Source organism: Aquimarina sp. 433 (assembly GCF_054054605.1).
The window spans coordinates 192,084-209,630 of the sequence record NZ_JBSWZK010000009.1; the positions used below are offsets into that span (position 1 = coordinate 192,084).

At 32.9% G+C, this 17,547-nt stretch carries 18 protein-coding genes; 13 read left to right on the plus strand and 5 right to left on the minus strand.

The window, feature by feature from the left end; all coding sequences use genetic code 11:
* Positions 1-8 precede the first annotated feature (8 nt).
* The 5 genes from ACWNT5_RS18240 to ACWNT5_RS18260 all read left to right on the plus strand — a co-directional run bounded on the left by ACWNT5_RS18240 (position 9) and on the right by ACWNT5_RS18260 (position 4,054).
* Positions 9-890: a GIN domain-containing protein gene (locus tag ACWNT5_RS18240; protein ID WP_299601241.1), complete on the plus strand. Its 882-nt coding sequence runs from the start codon at positions 9-11 to the stop codon at positions 888-890.
* 366 nt (positions 891-1,256) lie between these two features.
* Positions 1,257-1,622, plus strand: coding sequence for a hypothetical protein (locus tag ACWNT5_RS18245; RefSeq protein WP_299601240.1), 366 nt, complete (start codon positions 1,257-1,259; stop codon positions 1,620-1,622).
* 202 nt (positions 1,623-1,824) lie between these two features.
* A complete protein-coding gene (locus ACWNT5_RS18250) occupies positions 1,825-2,442 on the plus strand; it encodes a YqaA family protein (protein ID WP_299601238.1) in 618 nt (205 codons plus the stop codon).
* Between the two features lie 29 nt (positions 2,443-2,471).
* The gene (locus tag ACWNT5_RS18255) at positions 2,472-3,710 is read left to right on the plus strand and encodes a mechanosensitive ion channel family protein (protein WP_299601236.1); all 1,239 of its coding nucleotides are present in this window, start codon (positions 2,472-2,474) and stop codon (positions 3,708-3,710) included.
* A 65-nt stretch (positions 3,711-3,775) separates the two neighbouring features.
* Complete coding sequence (locus tag ACWNT5_RS18260; RefSeq protein ID WP_299601234.1) at positions 3,776-4,054, plus strand: DUF3817 domain-containing protein; 279 nt, start codon at positions 3,776-3,778, stop codon at positions 4,052-4,054.
* Here the strand turns inward: ACWNT5_RS18260 and ACWNT5_RS18265 are convergent.
* Together ACWNT5_RS18265 and ACWNT5_RS18270 are read right to left on the minus strand one after the other, a co-directional pair.
* Positions 4,044-4,595 (minus strand): hypothetical protein, encoded by a 552-nt coding sequence (locus ACWNT5_RS18265; protein WP_299601233.1) that lies wholly within the window; start codon positions 4,593-4,595, stop codon positions 4,044-4,046. The two genes, ACWNT5_RS18260 and ACWNT5_RS18265, sit on opposite strands and share 11 nt — an antisense overlap.
* 62 nt (positions 4,596-4,657) lie before the next feature.
* Positions 4,658-6,703 carry an HD family phosphohydrolase gene (locus ACWNT5_RS18270; RefSeq protein ID WP_299601232.1) on the minus strand — a complete coding sequence of 682 codons (2,046 nt, stop codon included), beginning with the start codon at positions 6,701-6,703 and terminating at the stop codon, positions 4,658-4,660.
* A gap of 180 nt (positions 6,704-6,883) precedes the next feature.
* Between ACWNT5_RS18270 and ACWNT5_RS18275 the strand changes: the two genes are divergently transcribed.
* The 6 genes from ACWNT5_RS18275 (at position 6,884) to ACWNT5_RS18300 (ending at position 11,478) form a co-directional block, all read left to right on the plus strand.
* A complete protein-coding gene (locus ACWNT5_RS18275) occupies positions 6,884-8,062 on the plus strand; it encodes an acetyl-CoA C-acyltransferase (protein WP_299601230.1) in 1,179 nt (392 codons plus the stop codon).
* 54 nt (positions 8,063-8,116) lie between these two features.
* A complete protein-coding gene (locus ACWNT5_RS18280) occupies positions 8,117-8,866 on the plus strand; it encodes a C40 family peptidase (RefSeq protein WP_299601229.1) in 750 nt (249 codons plus the stop codon).
* Between the two features lie 11 nt (positions 8,867-8,877).
* Positions 8,878-9,408 carry a GNAT family N-acetyltransferase gene (locus ACWNT5_RS18285; protein ID WP_456518185.1) on the plus strand — a complete coding sequence of 177 codons (531 nt, stop codon included), beginning with the start codon at positions 8,878-8,880 and terminating at the stop codon, positions 9,406-9,408.
* A gap of 78 nt (positions 9,409-9,486) precedes the next feature.
* Positions 9,487-10,068 (plus strand): TetR/AcrR family transcriptional regulator, encoded by a 582-nt coding sequence (locus ACWNT5_RS18290; protein ID WP_456518186.1) that lies wholly within the window; start codon positions 9,487-9,489, stop codon positions 10,066-10,068.
* A 47-nt stretch (positions 10,069-10,115) separates the two neighbouring features.
* The gene (locus tag ACWNT5_RS18295) at positions 10,116-10,703 is read left to right on the plus strand and encodes an FMN-dependent NADH-azoreductase (protein WP_456518187.1); all 588 of its coding nucleotides are present in this window, start codon (positions 10,116-10,118) and stop codon (positions 10,701-10,703) included.
* Positions 10,704-10,728: 25 nt separating this feature from the next.
* Positions 10,729-11,478 (plus strand): SDR family NAD(P)-dependent oxidoreductase, encoded by a 750-nt coding sequence (locus ACWNT5_RS18300; protein ID WP_299601224.1) that lies wholly within the window; start codon positions 10,729-10,731, stop codon positions 11,476-11,478.
* A gap of 55 nt (positions 11,479-11,533) precedes the next feature.
* On the opposite strand, the gene ACWNT5_RS18305 is transcribed toward ACWNT5_RS18300, so the two are convergent.
* From ACWNT5_RS18305 to ACWNT5_RS18315, 3 genes are all read right to left on the minus strand, one after another.
* Positions 11,534-13,768, minus strand: coding sequence for a DUF5916 domain-containing protein (locus tag ACWNT5_RS18305; RefSeq protein ID WP_456518188.1), 2,235 nt, complete (start codon positions 13,766-13,768; stop codon positions 11,534-11,536).
* A gap of 162 nt (positions 13,769-13,930) precedes the next feature.
* A complete protein-coding gene (locus tag ACWNT5_RS18310) occupies positions 13,931-14,920 on the minus strand; it encodes a type I glyceraldehyde-3-phosphate dehydrogenase (protein ID WP_299601220.1) in 990 nt (329 codons plus the stop codon).
* Positions 14,921-15,000: 80 nt separating this feature from the next.
* On the minus strand, positions 15,001-15,678 hold the full coding sequence (locus tag ACWNT5_RS18315; protein ID WP_456518189.1) for a DUF2461 domain-containing protein: 678 nt from the start codon (positions 15,676-15,678) through the stop codon (positions 15,001-15,003).
* Between the two features lie 190 nt (positions 15,679-15,868).
* On the opposite strand from ACWNT5_RS18315, the gene epsC reads away from it, so the two are divergent.
* Together epsC and cysM are read left to right on the plus strand one after the other, a co-directional pair.
* Complete coding sequence (gene epsC / locus ACWNT5_RS18320; protein WP_456518190.1) at positions 15,869-16,660, plus strand: serine O-acetyltransferase EpsC; 792 nt, start codon at positions 15,869-15,871, stop codon at positions 16,658-16,660.
* Positions 16,660-17,544: a cysteine synthase CysM gene (gene cysM, locus ACWNT5_RS18325; protein WP_456518191.1), complete on the plus strand. Its 885-nt coding sequence runs from the start codon at positions 16,660-16,662 to the stop codon at positions 17,542-17,544. The genes epsC and cysM overlap by 1 nt, the downstream gene beginning before the upstream one ends.
* Positions 17,545-17,547: the final 3 nt, after the last annotated feature.

Genomic DNA, 17,547 nt, shown 5'->3' on the forward strand with positions numbered 1-17,547 from the left:
ATAATGTCATGAGAAATATCACACATTTAATTGTTCTATTCATTAGTATTACAGCAGTGGCACAAATAAGAGGTAACAAAGAAATTGTTACTAAAACTTATAACGTTAATAACATTACGAAGGTAAAAATTAACTTTTACGCACAAGTAATTATAGACCAATCGAAAGAAGAAAGCATTACAATAACTACAGACTCTAATTTATTAGAATACATTGATAAAGAAGTAATAAACGGCACTTTACATTTGGATCAAAAAGAATGGATATCTCCATCAGAAAATGCAAAAATAGTAATTGGCGCTCCTAATCTAAGAGTTGTAGAAAGTGGAACTCATGATATAACCAGAATCATAAATCTAAATAATGATTACATACAGATTTTAGCACCTATTGGTAAAATATTTCTAGAAGGAAAAACAAAAGAATTACGAATTGGTGCAGAAATGGCTTCAGTTAATGCATCTAATTTAATAGCAGAAAATGCACGTATTGATATTTGGAGCCGTGGCAGTGCCAAAGTACGAGTAATGGAAGAATTAACAACAAATTTGAATAAAAATGCAAAATTGGAGGTTTTGAATACTCCTAAAAAAATAAAAGGAGATATAAAAGGAATAGCTTCAAAAACTAAAAAAATCAAAAATCCTAATGCTAAGTTTATCAAATTTAAAATAAAAAATAACTCAATTACCAGAAATCAATTCTATGTTGTTGGGCCAAAACCTGATGGATCAAGATTTAGTTATGGTTTTCCTATGATGCCACAAGCAACTAGAAAGGAAAACTGGACTGTCGGAACTAAAGTATATAAAGTGAGTACTTTAGGAAAACGTAGGCTATTAATTACTATAAAACCTGAAAATGAAAATACTACAGTAGCATTATTTTAATAGATATGTCCTAAAAAGAACTTACCTCCTGTATTCAAGGAGGTAAGTGTTGGGGAAAACAAAAAAAGTAAGGGAAAAATTGTAATTGGAATACTTTTCAAAGATAAAGAGGATTAAGGAATTATGGTTACGGTTTAACCTCAAACTTTAGCTGGAATACAAGCATTACGTAAAATTATTCCAAATAAACGATTATTTATCAGCATATTAAGGGGAAAATTCCTCTAATTATTAATTTTACTTTTTTTTAATTTATTTTTTTTGGCCTAAAAAATAAATTTATTGTTTTAAAAGATTTTAAAGAAGTATATAAAGAGTTAAATTTGCCGAAATCATTTTTTTAAAACCCTACTAATTATATAATCCTTGGAAAATAAAAAGGCACTCAAATTAATTGACAAGATTCTGGTCGATATTGAAACATCTGGAATAAATACGGACACATTAATAGAAGATCTTAAGGATTTAAGGTCTTATGCACTAGAACAGCAAGTACCTTTAGTGGTTAAAGTATTAAGACTTACTTACGAACATATAGAAGAAAATGATAGTTTCTTAATACCAATCCCAGATGATGATCCAATAGAAGATACTGAGGTTGCACCAGAAAACAATAGTGAAGTAGATCCTGTAGAGAGTTTAATGTATTTAATTTCTTTATTAAAAGATATTAAGAACAAAATGAATATCATGGATTTATCTGATTATAGAGATGCCCTGAACGCATTCTAAAGATCACTTTACTTAATAATATTAAAAAAAAAGACTTTGATTATCAAGGTCTTTTTTCATTGATACAAAACAATAAATCCTTCAAAACAAAGTTTATTTAATTCTTGTAATAATAATAACAAATTGACGACAAAATTTATGATTTTATAAACGTCTAAGAATCATTAAAATATTATTTTTGTTGCCTTGTGGAAAAATTGTTATGAAAATGAATCCCCGATCTGTTAAAAAAACACGATTACAATTATTACATCAGTATTATAGCTATACTGGTTTTTATAAGTTTTTAGGAACTAGCCTTAAAAAAGCCTTACCTCCTATTCTATTGTTCATTGCTGGACTATTAATTATTAATTATTTCGTAATTAATATTAATGACTTATTGATCTATGTAACAGAAAACTACGCGGATTATATTGTTTTTAGTGTATTTTTCGCTTCAGAATCCCTTTTAGGACTTATTCCACCAGAAATTTTTATTGCTTGGAGTGATAAAGCTGCAAGTCCTATTTTATATCTATCTATATTGGCTTTACTATCCTATCTTGGAGGTGTTATATCTTATTTTATAGGAAAGGCAATCACCAAAATACCAGCAGTACACGAATACTTAGAAGTAAAAATGGCAAAACACATAAAAAATACTCGAAAATGGGGAGGTTTTTTAATTGTAGTGGGTGCATTGTTACCAATTCCATTTTCCATTACCAGTATAGCCGCTGGTATGATTAGATATTCTTTCGTAAGTTATCTTTTATTTGGATTACTTCGATTTGTACGATTTTATTTGTATGCGCTAGCTATTTTTAATTTAGTGTAGATATATAGCTCTCGTTTTTATTTCTAAAAATGCAAGATCTAACAAGATTCTTTTACAAGCTCCTCGTAGAAAATAATGTTTCTAAACAACTGGCCGAGTATCTTAATGTAATTATAGGAATCTTAGTTTTACTACTAGTTGTTTTTATACTTGATCGAATTATTCATAAAGTAGTATTAAGTTTATTTAGAAAGTATGCTTCTAAATCCAAAAATACCTTTGATGATTATTTGGTAAAAAACAAAACTTTTGATTACCTATCTCATATCATACCGCTATCGATATGTGTTTGGGTAATACCAAAGTTATTTATAGCATTTCCAGTTGCCGAATATTATTTAGAAGTAATATTTGATATTTTGGTAATCGGATTAACCATCTGGATTGTAAGAAGTATCTTAAGAACATTCCGTGATTTTTTAAAATCTTTAAACTCCTTTAAAGATAAGCCGATAGATAGCTATGTACAGATTTTTATGATCATCGTCTGGGCTATTGGCAGTATCTTTATGTTTTCTTCTCTTACTGGAAAATCTATTTGGACTTTTCTTACTGCACTAGGAGCAATGTCTGCGGTAATTCTTTTAATTTTTAAAGATAGTATTCTTGGTTTTGTAGCCAGTATACAAGTTGCAGTAAATGATACAGTGAGAATTGGAGATTGGATTACTATGGATAAATACGGTGCCGATGGTGATGTAATCGAAATTAATTTATCTTCTGTGAAAGTGCAGAACTTTGACAAAACTATTACCACTATACCCACCTATCATCTTACTTCGGAATCGTTTAGAAATTGGCGAGGAATGATGGATTCTGGAGGAAGAAGAATAAAAAGAGCCATTTTAATTAAAGCTTCTAGTATTCGATTCTTATCCGAATCTGATATTATCGAACTTCAAAAAATTTCATTAATCGAAGAGTATATAAGAGCATCACAAGAAAATATAACCAATTACAATACAGAAAAACAGATCAACAAAGATATTTTAATCAATGGTCGTAATTTATCCAATATGGGATTGTTTAGAAAATATGTAGAGTTATATCTACAAAATCATCCTTATGTAAATAATGAAATGACCATTATGAGTCGTCAACTAGCACCTACACCTTATGGAACTCCATTAGAGATTTATGCGTTTAGTAATGATAAAGAATGGAAAAACTATGAAAAAATAGTAGCCGACATCTTTGATCATTTGCTTTCTGCGATTACTTATTTCCATTTAGAGGTTTTTGAGCTAGATTTCCCAAATAAAAATTGACTTTTTCTCTGAGCAATCTGTTATGAACCTTACCTTTGCGGATATTATAAACTAAGTATTTGCATATGACTACTATTTTCAGACTTATAAGTTATTTAGAAGGAATTTCTTATCTACTTATTTTGTTTGTTACCATGCCGTTAAAATATTTATTTGCTTCTCCTGAGCCCAATAAAGTGATTGGTATGGCACACGGATTTTTATTTTTATTGTATATCGTTTTTGCTTTCCTGATTAAACCGGAAAAAAAATGGAATAATAAAACGCTAATTATTGTTCTCTTATGTTCCATTATACCATTTGGAACCTTTTGGATGGATAAAAAATATCTTTCTAAAAATTAACCGTTCCATTAAAATCTCCTTCAAATCTACTGTGTAGATTGATAACCGAATGAAATCCGTTCTGTCTTGGTTGTAGTGAAACACTACCATCTCTTAGTTCGATTGGCTGATTATTCAGGATAACTTCTGCAATTCGGTTGTTCTCTGAACATTCGCAAGAATTATAACTATGGTAATTATAGTCCTGTGGATTGGCAGTAATTAATAAAATCTCCAGTATATCTCCAGAGTCCAAAGCATAAATAAGGCGCTCTTCTCCCCCATTATATGATTCTAACTGTGCATCAGTTACTTGATATATCTGTCTACCATAGGGTCCATTTTGATTTTGGATTTCTCCAAAAGAAATATTTTCATATACTGGTTTTGGGGCTCTCGAAATAATTACTGGACTAGGCTTTCTCCCAACAACAATTACTTCTGGAATAGGAAGATCTATATTGATATCTACAGAAACTCCTCCTCCAATTCTAACTTGACCAAAAGATTGATTTGCTATTAATACGGAAAAGATAATTACTAAAAAATGATTGGTTTTCATAGTACTTCAATTTGATGATTTTGTGAAGTACTATCCTAATCAAATAGCATACCAGAATCTATTTATTCCGGATATTCTATTCTTAAATGATAAATATTTGTAAGCTTTCTTTTAAACACTTTTTTTACCTGCTGAATTTCTTTAAATGTAATATTTGCATTTAAAAACTGTCCATCATCCATTTGCTTATTCACAATTTTTTCTACAAATGAATCAATAAGGCTACTAGTAGGGTTTTTTAAGCTTTTAGATGCCGCTTCCACACTATCACTCATCATAAGAATAGCCGTTTCCTTGGAAAAAGGCTTAGGACCAGGATATTGAAAATCTTCTATATTTACATTTTCATTTATTTCTTTGGCTTTCATATAGAAATAATAAACCGTACTGGTACCATGATGTGTTCTTATAAAATCAATTACCCGATCTGGCAAATTATACTTTTTAGCAATTTCGATTCCTCTAATCACATGATTAATGATAATCTTTGCGCTTTCTTTAGGAGATAATATATCATGAGCATTTCCAGAAGCGGTTTGATTCTCTGTAAAATATGTAGGATTTGCCATTTTACCAATATCATGATATAAGGCTCCTACTCTTACCAACATGGCATTAGCACCAATTTCATTTGCAGCAGCTTCAGCTATATTTGCAACATTAAGAGAGTGGTGAAATGTTCCTGGAGCTTTGTCTGATAACTCTTTTAGCAAGGAAGAGTTCGTATCACTTAATTCTAATAAAGAAACATCGGAAATAAGCCCAAACATCTTTTCATAAGCGTAGATCAACGGATGTACAATCAGAGTAGCAAAACCACTTATAATAAATAATCCTATCGTGGTCCAATCAATATCAGTTATATTACCTTCCTGAATGATATGAAATGCAATATATGCAAGAATATAGATCATTGTAATCTGACCTACGGTTATAAATAGATTTGCTCTCTTATAAGATTCTGAAATCGTTAAGATCGTAACAATACCAGCAATAATTTGTAAAAATGTATACTCATAACTATTAGGCACCACAAACCCTAAGATAAGTACAGTAACCACGTGTGTAAACAATCCTAATCTGGAATCAAAAAAGGCCTTTAGAATCAAAGGTAAAATACACAAAGGAACAATATATATGTAATCGGATTTATATTTTACAACCAATGTGGTGATCAATACCATTAATAAGATATTAAAAGCGATAAAGGTTACCTGTGTATTATTATCAAAAATATCCCTTCGATACTTTCTAATAAATAATAATAGCATTAATAACGCTAAAGATACTAGTATACCGTATCCAAATACTATCCAATAAAAATTCTTATCACTCCAAACTTGGGATTCATATTCTGCTTTTAACGACGTTAATATCTGTAGTCGATTGCCTTCTACAACTTCCCCTTTAGCAATAATTCTACTACCTTTAGACACACTTCCACGAGTACTTAATACCTGAGCAAGTTCATTTTCTAGGGTACTTTCAGTTAATTTTTGATTGAGTGATACATTCGGCTTTACCAGATCATAAAAAAGCGCAACAAAACCGCTCTTAAATTTTACATATTCACTTTTTTCAATTCTAGAATTGATAAGTGCTGTAACAGAGCTAGGCGTTAAAATCTGTCCGAATGTAATTGCATCTGCTTTATTTCCTTTACTAAGAAATATTTGACGTTTATTTTCATAACTATAGGACTCTTGCAACACACCATATCGATAAATGTCATTAAGTAATATTCTACCGAAGAGTTTTGCTTGTTTTCCAGAACTACTTTGGTCTAGTGTTTCTAAATTACTTTTGAAAGCAGCATCATACGTGTCTTTAGCAGCATTTGAAATGATTGTATCATATTCGAAATAAGGGATGTTGTTATCTTTAATTCTCTTTTTCTCAGCAGCTATTTCTTCTTCAGTTTTAGCTATTGCAAAATCAAAAGGAGCGTATAAATTTTCGTACTGCCATGGTTTCCCCTTTGTAAACTCATATTTAAAAACACCTCCTTTTGGAAATAAATAAACAATGAGTACTAGCGTACTTGTGAACAAGAACCCTTTGTATAAAAGGGACTGATTTTTATAAAAATTGTTAAAAAAATTCTTCACTTCGATATTCGTATGGGTATCCAAAAGTACTAAAAAATAAGTCAGTACAAATTGGAATAGAAAATAGAAGGATAATGGGATAGAGAACTTGCAAAATCAGTAAAAAACTAAGCTATGTTTATCCTTCAAAAATCCTTAAATTCGCAAAATAACAAACATACATATATTAAACACAATATAATGAGTAAAGACGTTGTAATAGTATCCGCAGCACGTACACCAATCGGTAGTTTTTTAGGAAGTTTATCAACCGTTCCTGCAACACAATTAGGATCTATAGCCATCAAAGGAGCTATGGAAAAAATAAATCTAGATCCTTCTTTAGTAGAGGAAGTATTTATGGGTAATGTGGTACAGGCGGGAAATGGACAAGCACCAGCTAGACAAGCTGCATTGGGAGCAGGAATCGGTAATCATGTTCCTTGTACTACAGTAAATAAAGTATGTGCAAGTGGAATGAAGGCAGTCATGCACGCTGCACAAGCTATAGCGTTAGGTGATGCTGATATTGTGATCGCAGGAGGAATGGAAAATATGAGCTTAATTCCACACTATGTAAGATTACGTGCAGGTCACAAATTTGGTCCGCAAACATTAGAAGATGGAATGCAGAGAGATGGTTTGGTAGATGTATACGATCAAAATGCCATGGGAGTTTGTGCTGATTTGTGTGCAACAGAACATAATTTTAGTAGAGAAGATCAAGATGCTTTTGCAATTCAGTCGTATGAAAGATCAGCGAAAGCTTGGTCAGAAGGTAAATTTGCGAATGAAGTAGTTCCAGTACCAGTACCACAACGTCGTGGAGAACCTGTAATGGTTACTGAGGATGAAGAATATAAAAACGTAAAAATGGAAAAAATTCCTGCGTTACGACCAGCATTCACAAAAGACGGAACAGTAACTGCTGCAAATGCTTCTACTATCAACGATGGTGCTGGAGCAGTAGTTGTGATGAGCGCAGAAAAAGCTGAAGAACTGAATCTAAAACCATTAGTAAAGATTAAAAGCTATGCTGATGCTGCACATGAACCTAAATGGTTTACTACTGCACCTGCTAAAGCGTTACCAAAAGCAATTGATAAAGCTGGTATTAGCTTAGAAGATGTAGATTTCTTTGAATTTAACGAAGCATTTTCTGTTGTAGGTCTTGCCAATATGAAGATACTAGGGTTAAACGATACAAACACAAATGTAAATGGAGGTGCTGTATCTCTAGGGCATCCTCTAGGATGTTCTGGTGTTCGTATTTTGATTACATTAATGAGTGTATTAGAACAAAATAATGCAAAAATAGGAGCTGCTGCTATATGTAACGGTGGTGGTGGTGCTTCTGCAATGGTAATTGAGCGTGTATAATAGTGTTTTTGATGCTATCATATCTAATAAAATAATTAGCTTTTAAGGATACATATGTTATACGGTATTTGCAATCTTAGTATTGTGCCTCTTCGTTCTGAACCTAATGATCCTAGTGAAATGGTTTCACAGGTACTATACGGAGAACATTTTAAAGTTTTAGAAAAACGCAAAAAATGGAGTCGAATACGATTGGCCTTTGATACTTATGAAGGTTGGATTGACAATAAACAGTATCTAGAAATTACCGAAGAAACGTATAAGGACTTTGATAATAAACCAATTGATATAGCATCTGACTTAATCGACTTCGTAAGTTGCGAGAACGATCAGTTAATGCCTATTTCATTAGGTTCTTCTCTAAGTGCATTAGACTATTTTCAACATAGTTATGAAGGTAATCGAATACAAAAACAGCAACCTAAAGAAAAGTTGATAGAGACTGCTTATCTTTTCTTAAATGCTCCCTATTTATGGGGAGGAAGAACAAATTTTGGAATTGATTGTAGCGGTTTTACCCAAATGGTCTACAAGCTTAATGGATATAAATTGTTAAGAGATGCGTCTTTGCAGGCTACGCAAGGGGATCCTCTTAGTTTTATTGAAGAAAGTGAACCAGGCGATTTAGCGTTTTTTGACAATGATGAAGGTGCAATTACCCATGTAGGCATTATAATGAAAGATAACTATATTATCCATGCGCACGGGAAGGTGCGCGTGGATCGTATAGATCATACGGGTATCTTTAATGGAGAACGCCGTTTATACACACATAAATTACGAGTGATAAAACGAATAATATAGTCTACTAAAAGATGATGGAATCTAAGGAATTAAATTTTGTAAGAGTACTTCCCGAAGATAACCGTACAATGCTTAATATTGGAAAAGCTACCTTCTATCAATCTTTTGGACCACCTTTAAATACAGAAGAAAATATTCAGAAATATCTGGATCAATATTTTACTCTTCCAAAAATTACTCAGGAAATCTTACATCCAGAGTCTTACTTCTTTTTTGTAAAACACCAAAAAGAAGTTGTTGGATATATAAAGCTCAATTTTGGATCGGCCCAAACGGAGACTATTACCGGTAACTCATTAGAAATTGAGAGGATTTATTTGGTTCAAGCGCATCAGGGAAAAGGAATAGGCCTTCACATACTAAATTGGATTATAACGTTTGCTGAGAAACATATAGTAGATTTTGTATGGTTAGGAGTTTGGAATAGAAATATAAGAGCCATAAAATTTTATGAAAAAAATGGTTTTATAAAGTTTGGCGAGCATCCGTTTCTATTAGGAAACGAATCACAAATTGACCACCTCATGAAACGATTACTATAATTATTTAAAAACTTTAATATTTCTATAACAATTCGATGTCAAGATATTATTTATTTTTGAAACGTTCATTTCAATAATATGCCAAAAATAGAAACTTTCGATAGAACCAATGTATTGCATAACGCAACCGAAGTATTCCACAAAAAAGGATACAATGGTACTTCTATGCAAGATTTGGTAGATGCTACAGGTCTAAATAGATCAAGTATTTACAACTCTTTTGGAAACAAACTTGGTATGTTTATGGAAGTATTGTCTTTTTACCGTAATAACGGTAACAAGAAAATGGGCAAAGAAATTGTTCAAAATCAAAATGCTTTAGACGCATTACAGTCTATATTTTGTTGGTATATAAGCGATATTATTGAAGATAAGGACCATAAAGGATGCCTAATTGTTAACTGTAAGTCCGAAATGGCGAATCAAGAACCATTAATTCGTTCCTTTATGGAACAAAATCAGGAACAAATGATGGCATTTCTTGAAGATGTAGTGCATAATGGTCAAATGGAAAAGATCATTAATGAAGACCAAACAGCCACACAATACGCATTGTATTTGTACTCTTCGATCCAGGGATTAAGAATGACAGGAATTTTAAACACAAACAAAGAAGAACTTGAAAACCTGATACATACAATATTATCAGTACTTAAATAATTTTTTTTAACCTAATTTGAAACGATCGTTTCAAATAAAACAATAAAATGAAAGCATTATTAAGAATAGACAGTAGTCCAAGGGAACAAACGTCCATTAGCCGACAACTAGCAGATGTTTTACAAGAGAAACTTGAAAAATCCGAACAATTCAGCACCCTAAAAAGAGATGTATATTATGATGAACTAGTAACACTGGGCAATGAAGACAGCGTTACGGCATACTTTACACCAGAAGATCAGCAAACATCTACTCAAAGAGAAGCCGTAGCTTCCTCGAATATTTTAGCTTCAGAATTCTCAAAAGCAGATACTTATATCTTTTCTGTTCCCATGTACAACTTTGGGGTCACAGCGGGATTAAAAGCTTACATAGACCTTATTTCCCGTGCTGGTATTAGCTTTAAGTATACCGAAAATGGTCCTGTAGGACTTTTAGAAAACAAAAAAGCATATGTAATCATTACAACTGGCGGAACAAAACTTGGAACTGGTGTGGATCATGTAACAGGATATATGAAGACCTTCCTGAATTTTCTTGGAATTACTGATATAGAGTTTATTAATTCTGATCAGATTATGGCAGATGCAGAACAGGTAATCGCAAAAGCAACAGAAATTATAAATAACATTTAATCATTAATAAAATAGAACTAAAAAAATGAAAAAATTAGAAAACAAAGTAGCCGTAATTACAGGAGCAAACAGTGGTATTGGATTAGCAACCGCAAAATTATACTTACAAGAAGGAGCTAAAGTAGTTGTATCTGGAAGACGACAAGAGGCTTTAGACGAAGTTGCTAAAGAATTAGAAGGAGATTTCATCACTGTGAAAGCTGATGTTTCTAAACCAGAAGATAATAAACATCTTATTCAGGAAGCGACAAACAAATATGGTAAAATAGATGTTTTATTTCTAAATGCTGGAATCGCACCTCCTACTCCAACAACTGATATTACAGTGGATCATTATACCGAAATATTCGATATTAATGTCAAAGGACCTATTATCGCTGCTAAAGAAGCGCTACCACATATTAATGATGGAGGTACGATTTTATTTACCAATTCCATTGTACATCAAAAAGGTTTTGAGGGATATGGAATATACTCCGCTTCTAAAGGTGCCTTGCGTGCATATCAAAGAGTACTTACCTCTGAGGTGAAATCCAGAGGAATTAGAGTAAACGCGATTGCTCCTGGACCTATTGAAACTCCGATTTATGGAAAAATGGGACTATCAGAAGATGTAATTGAAGAAATGGGAAAAAGTTTTGCAGAACAAGTACCACTAGGAAGATTCGGAACTTCTGAAGAAATTGCTAAATCAGCATTATTCCTAGCTTCAGAAGATGCTTCTTATATTAATGGTGTAGAATTAGAAGTCGATGGTGGACTAAGCCAGATTTAATATAAACAATGTTTTAGTGTATGGAAAAGGTTGGTTTTAATAATCGACCTTTTTCTTATAAATTAAGCCAGTAAGTAACTTTAAGCACAATAGATCTTGTTCGTATATCAAAGGCAAAACGATCCGCTGGACTAGCATCATTTCCTGTAAAATAATTATCCGTATAAACAAGAATAAGATCAGAAACTGGAGCAAATCTCCACTGAATTCGAGCATTGATATTGGTATTATCACTTTGCGAGTTGTACTGCACAAAAACTGAAGTGAATAAACTTTTAGACAGTGTATAATCTATTCTTGGACTAATAAGGTAGGTCTCACGAGTACCCTCCAAATGTGGTAAATCAAATACATTCACTGCATAATTTAAAGAGAAAAAGCCTTTGGGCTGAAAACGAACATTAAAACCACCACGAGTACCATAACGCCACCCGTTAAAATATTCACCAATGTAAGGACTAAGATTCCAACTAAATACCTTTCTCCTATCACTCCTATAATTTCCAGTAAAACTAACCCAAGAAAAATCTTGATCAGCTGCTAATTCAGTAGAATCTGTACCCGTAGGATCAAATGGATCGAATAAATAAACATAACTATGATTTAGATTAAATCCAAAGTTAGAACGTTGGGATAATTCTCCTCCCCAACCTACTGAAAAGAAATGGTCCGTTTTTCCAAATTCAGGTCTCCAAAAAACATCTCCAGATACACTATAATTATGATTATTCAAAAAATCGTTTTGCGGATAATATCGTAACTCTGCGCTAGGACTGATCCGGAAATAATTCGTTCTAGGTACGAATCCAACTTCTGCATTATAATCTTCATGCACATACTCATGTCTCCACAAGGCTCCAAATTTTCTTGTATTATAATTTAGAGTAGATCCTTGGGCGATTGCGAGATCTGTATCTGGTGAAAAAGTGCCGTGAACAAAACTCTTCCCAAACCAAGTATTACTTCTAGTAGAATAATTGTAGTCCAATCCTATCATTCGATTATATCTATTGATATCCAAAGTATCAAGGTTTTGATCAAAGTCTATTGCTTGTTTATTAACCGCAATAACGCCTATATTAGAACGTACACCGATCTTTCTCTGTGCTACTGCAACTCCAAAATTGGTCGCTGGAATTCCCTGACTGCTGCGGGCCTCGGTTTGCATATTTAGTAGACCTACACGTGTCTTTGGATCCAGTTTCCCGCTAATTCTAAGTCCTCCGTAAATTCTATTCTGAGCTAACTCGTCTGTAACAACATCTTGAGCAACTCCAATACGTCTGGAAAAAAATGGATTGATATTTGAAAAACCGAACTGTCCAAACAAATCTGCATTTTCCAAGAAGAATTGCCTTCTTTCGGGAAAAAAAATCTCAAAACGATCTAGATTTGTAATTTGTGTATCCACTTCTACCTGTGAAAAATCAGGATTCACGGTTAAATCAAGATTTAATCCAGGCGTCAACCCAATCTTTGCATCTCCTCCTATTTCAAAAATCTGATCCGTAGGTGTTCCGTCTTCGTAGTCTTTATTAATTCCTGAAGAAACAAATGGTATTAATGATATCGCACTACTTTTTGTCGTTAAATCATCCTCCCAAATCATCTCTGCTGGATATGCTAAAGTGAAAACAATCTGATTTCTTGGTGTACCTGGATATACACTTATTTCGTTAGATTGCGTATCAAATCTATACGACGTAAAACCCCATTTTTTTGAAGGTGTTGGATACCTAAACGTACTAAATGGAATCTCTAGTTCTGCAGTATAATACCCATCATACTTTTGGGCATTACCTCTCCATTTATTATCCCATGAAGTAGAAAAATCCTGAATGACATTACCACCATTACTTATGGTTCCTTCTCTCAAAACCCCTTCTGGATTGATACCAAAATAAAAAGCATTTGTTTGATCATCGAAAGTATCAAAAATCAAGGTAATATTATCATTACCTCCAGCACGATAGTCTCGTCTAAGAGATTCTACTCTCCAATCGTTTCCTGCTGCGTAGCATTTAATACCTATGTAAAGATTCTTTTGATCCGTACACATATATATTTCTGTTTGTGCTGCGGCAGGTAAAGAATCATTAGGAAAATATTGCATGAAGTCTTTGGCAGGTGTCAGCTTTTTCCAGATAGCTTCATCAAGTTTACCATCAATAGTCATACCTTCTTCCGTAGTACCCACTAAAAATGATTTCTTTTCTGAACTATTTACCTCTTGAGAAAAAGTCTGCTGTCCTAGCAAGAAGAAAAGGCATACACTAATCCATAACTTCATAAAAAAAACTTTCGTATTAAATTTTATGTTTTAAAAATAATATGGCATTAAACCCTTTGGTGGTGCCAATAAGATCTCAAAAATATAATACGAAAGTTTAGTTTGTGTTAAAATTATTACAAACAAAAGTCTTCATACTTTGGTTTGTATCAAATTCTAATATTATAACTCCAATATCTGTCTGATCATCTGGTTTGTAAATCCCCATTCATTATCGTACCAGATCATAATTTTCACTAAATCTCCATCTACTACTCTAGTCATAGAAGCATCTACCGTAGATGCATAAGGATTCATTTGTATATCGGAAGAAACTATAGGTTCATAGGTAACATCCAATACCTTCAAATATCTATCAGTTTTGGCTTCTTCTTCTAGTATTTTATTGATCTCTTCTGCAGTTGTATTTCTTTCTGCAATAAATGTAACATCGCTTACAGAACCTACAGGAACAGGTGTTCTTACTGCTATTCCATCAAACTTACCTTCAAATTGTGGTAAAGCTTTTGTAGTGGCTATAGCAGCTCCAGTAGTAGTCGGCGTTAAATTTACTGCTCCTGCTCTTCCCATTCTCGGATTTTTCTTCGATGGTGCATCTACCAAAGTTTGAGATGCTGTATAGGCATGAATAGTGTTCAGGATAGCTTTCTTTACTCCTATTGTTCTACCTAAAATTTCTACAACAGGACTAATATTATTTGTGGTACAACTAGCACAAGAAAATATAGCCGTTTTACCATCTTCTGTATTCACTCCATGCACTACAGTGGGTGTATCTTTACTTTTCGTTGGTCCCGAAATAACAACATTGGTTGCTCCTGCTTTAATATGCTTTTCTGCATCTTCTCTATTGGTAAAAAAACCTGTACTTTCGATAACAACATCAATGTTATGTTCTTTCCAAGGAAGTAATTCTGGATCTCTTTGTGTCAAATATTTAACTTTTTGACCAGCTATTATCAAAGAATCACCTTCGATTGTTACCTCCTTATCATAAATTCCATATACACTATCGTATTTTAATAAATACTGTGCATTTTCAATAGTCATTAAGTCATTCACAGCGACTATTTCTAATTCAGGCTGGTCCATTATTACTTTTAGTGCAGCTCTACCGATGCGCCCAAACCCATTTATTGCTATTCTTTTCATTTTTTTAAGATTTTGTTGATTTATGTTGTGGTTAAAATTCGATCTTAATAGTCGCAAATACTGGTAAAAAATTACACGAATTACTTTAACAGAGAAACGCCATTTAGATCCGTTGTCAATACATCACTCATATAGTCGAAATAAGGTCGTAAAAGTCTATAATGATATGTAAGATTATCTAAAAAACCTTCTGAAAAGACTTCTTTATCCGTAAAGCTCTTGGTAACAAAAAAGGACTTATTCTTTATCAAATCAATCGCAGGATGTTCTTTACTAAAACCTTTTGGTGCAGTTTTTACCTGATAATCTGTATTAAACCCTCCAAACGCTTTTTGAAACTCTGCATTAGATAAAATCTCACGAATTTCTTGATCATCCATTTCAAATTCCTTTCTTATACGTAGTAAATCTTTAGGTTCTGGACCAAAAAAACCACCTGCCATCTGGGAATTTCCAGGTTCTAATCTAAGATAATAACCACCACGTCTATGCGCTCCAGCACGACTAAAACTTACACTTCGATGTACATTATAAGGTGTCTTATCTTTACTAAATCGAATATCTCTATTAATTCTAAAAACTTTTGTTTTTTCTATTTCATCCTCTTCATTTAATCTATCTACAACTGCAGCATAAAAAGCTTTTAGTTCCTTCTCATTAGATTGATATCGCTTTTTATGTTCTTGCATCCAATCACGGTGATTATTCTTTTTTAGATCTTTTAGAAACTCAAAAGCGGTTTTTGGTATCGTATTCATATATAAAGTTTGGCATTTAAAATTACTAAAATCTATAAGCCATCACTAAGTTTAACGTAATTTTATGTATAAATCGGAATTTTTGAAGCGAGATGTTATAATTCCGTAAAAAATGTAAGTATTTACAAAGAATTAGGACTTCTCTATTTCTTTATTCTATATATTTACTAGACTTTTCAAAACAGGCACAATGACTAAAGAAAAAGATCAGGTTATAGCTAAGATTAAGGAGCAGAAAAAGAATCCTAATCTAAAACTAAAATTAAAAGAAAGAACAGAGTATTTTACTAATCTTCTTTTCTACACTTTATTCGATTCTGATACAGAAGTAGAAAAGAATATAGATATTCTCGAAAAAACTTTCGAGGAGCTAGTTGATCTTGCCTGTTGGGAAACTGAAAAACCTTGTAGTAAAATTTGGCAATCCTATTTAGAGAAACTACCAGAAATATTAGAAAAACTAAACAAAGATGCAGATTCTTTTATGAAAAGTGATCCTGCAGCTAATTCTATAGAGGAAGTGTATCTTGCTTATCCTGGATTTTACGCCATTGCTATTTATCGATTAAGTCATGAATTATTAAAATTTGGCCTACCATTAATACCAAGATTGATGACCGAATATTCTCATAGACTTACAGGAACAGATATTAATCCTGGTGCGGAGATTGGAGAATCATTCTTTATTGATCATGCAACGGGTATTGTAATAGGTGAAACAGCTATCATAAAAGATAATGTAAAAATTTATCAAGGAGTTACTTTGGGAGGCTTATATGTAGATAGAAAACTACGAAATGTAAAAAGACATCCTACAGTAGAAAATAATGTTACGATTTATGCCAATGCTACTATCCTTGGTGGTAGTACTGTGATTGGTGCTAATAGTACCATTGGTGGTAATGCCTGGATTACATCCTCGGTACCAGAAAACTCAATTATCTCAAATACTTCAGAAATAAAGATCAAAAAAGTTATTTAATGTCCCATAGCATTTTAGACCTCATAGGAAACACGCCTTTGGTAAAAGCTACTTCCTTAATAAAAAATCCAAATATTACATTATATCTAAAATTAGAAGGTCACAACCCTGGCGGAAGCGTCAAAGATCGTGCGGCTTATAATATGATTAAGTCTGCTCTAGACCGCGGAGATATTGATCAATCTTCTAAACTTATCGAAGCTACTAGTGGAAACACTGGTATTGCCTTAGCGATGATTGCTGGTATTTTTAAGTTGGATATTGAGTTGGTAATGCCCGAAAACTCTACGAAAGAACGTGTGCAAACCATGAGGGCTTATGGAGCAAAAGTAACGCTTACCTCTCAGGATGTTGGGATTGAAGGTGCACGTGATTATGCTGAAGCCAAAGTAAAAAACGAAGGGTATATCATGCTGAATCAATTTGCCAATGATGATAACTGGAAAGCTCATTACAAGACTACTGGTCCAGAGATATGGAAAGATACAGATGGGCAAATTACACACTTTGTATCCTCTATGGGTACTACAGGAACAATTATGGGAACTTCTACTTATCTCAAAGAGCAATCTAAAGATGTTCAGATTGTAGGAGTGCAACCCACTGATGAATCTAGAATTCCAGGAATTAGAAAATGGCCAAAAGAATACCTTCCTAAAATATTTAATCCTTCGAAAGTAGATCAAGTAATCGAAGTAAGCCAGGAAGAAGCAACGGAAATGGCGAAAAGATTGGCTAAAGAAGAAGGTGTATTTTCTGGGATGAGTAGTGGTGGATCTGTAACAGCAGCTTTAAAACTAGCAGAAACCTTAGAAAGCGGTGTTTTAGTAGCCATTATTTGTGATCGTGGAGATCGATATTTAAGTTCTGATTTATTTTCATAATTT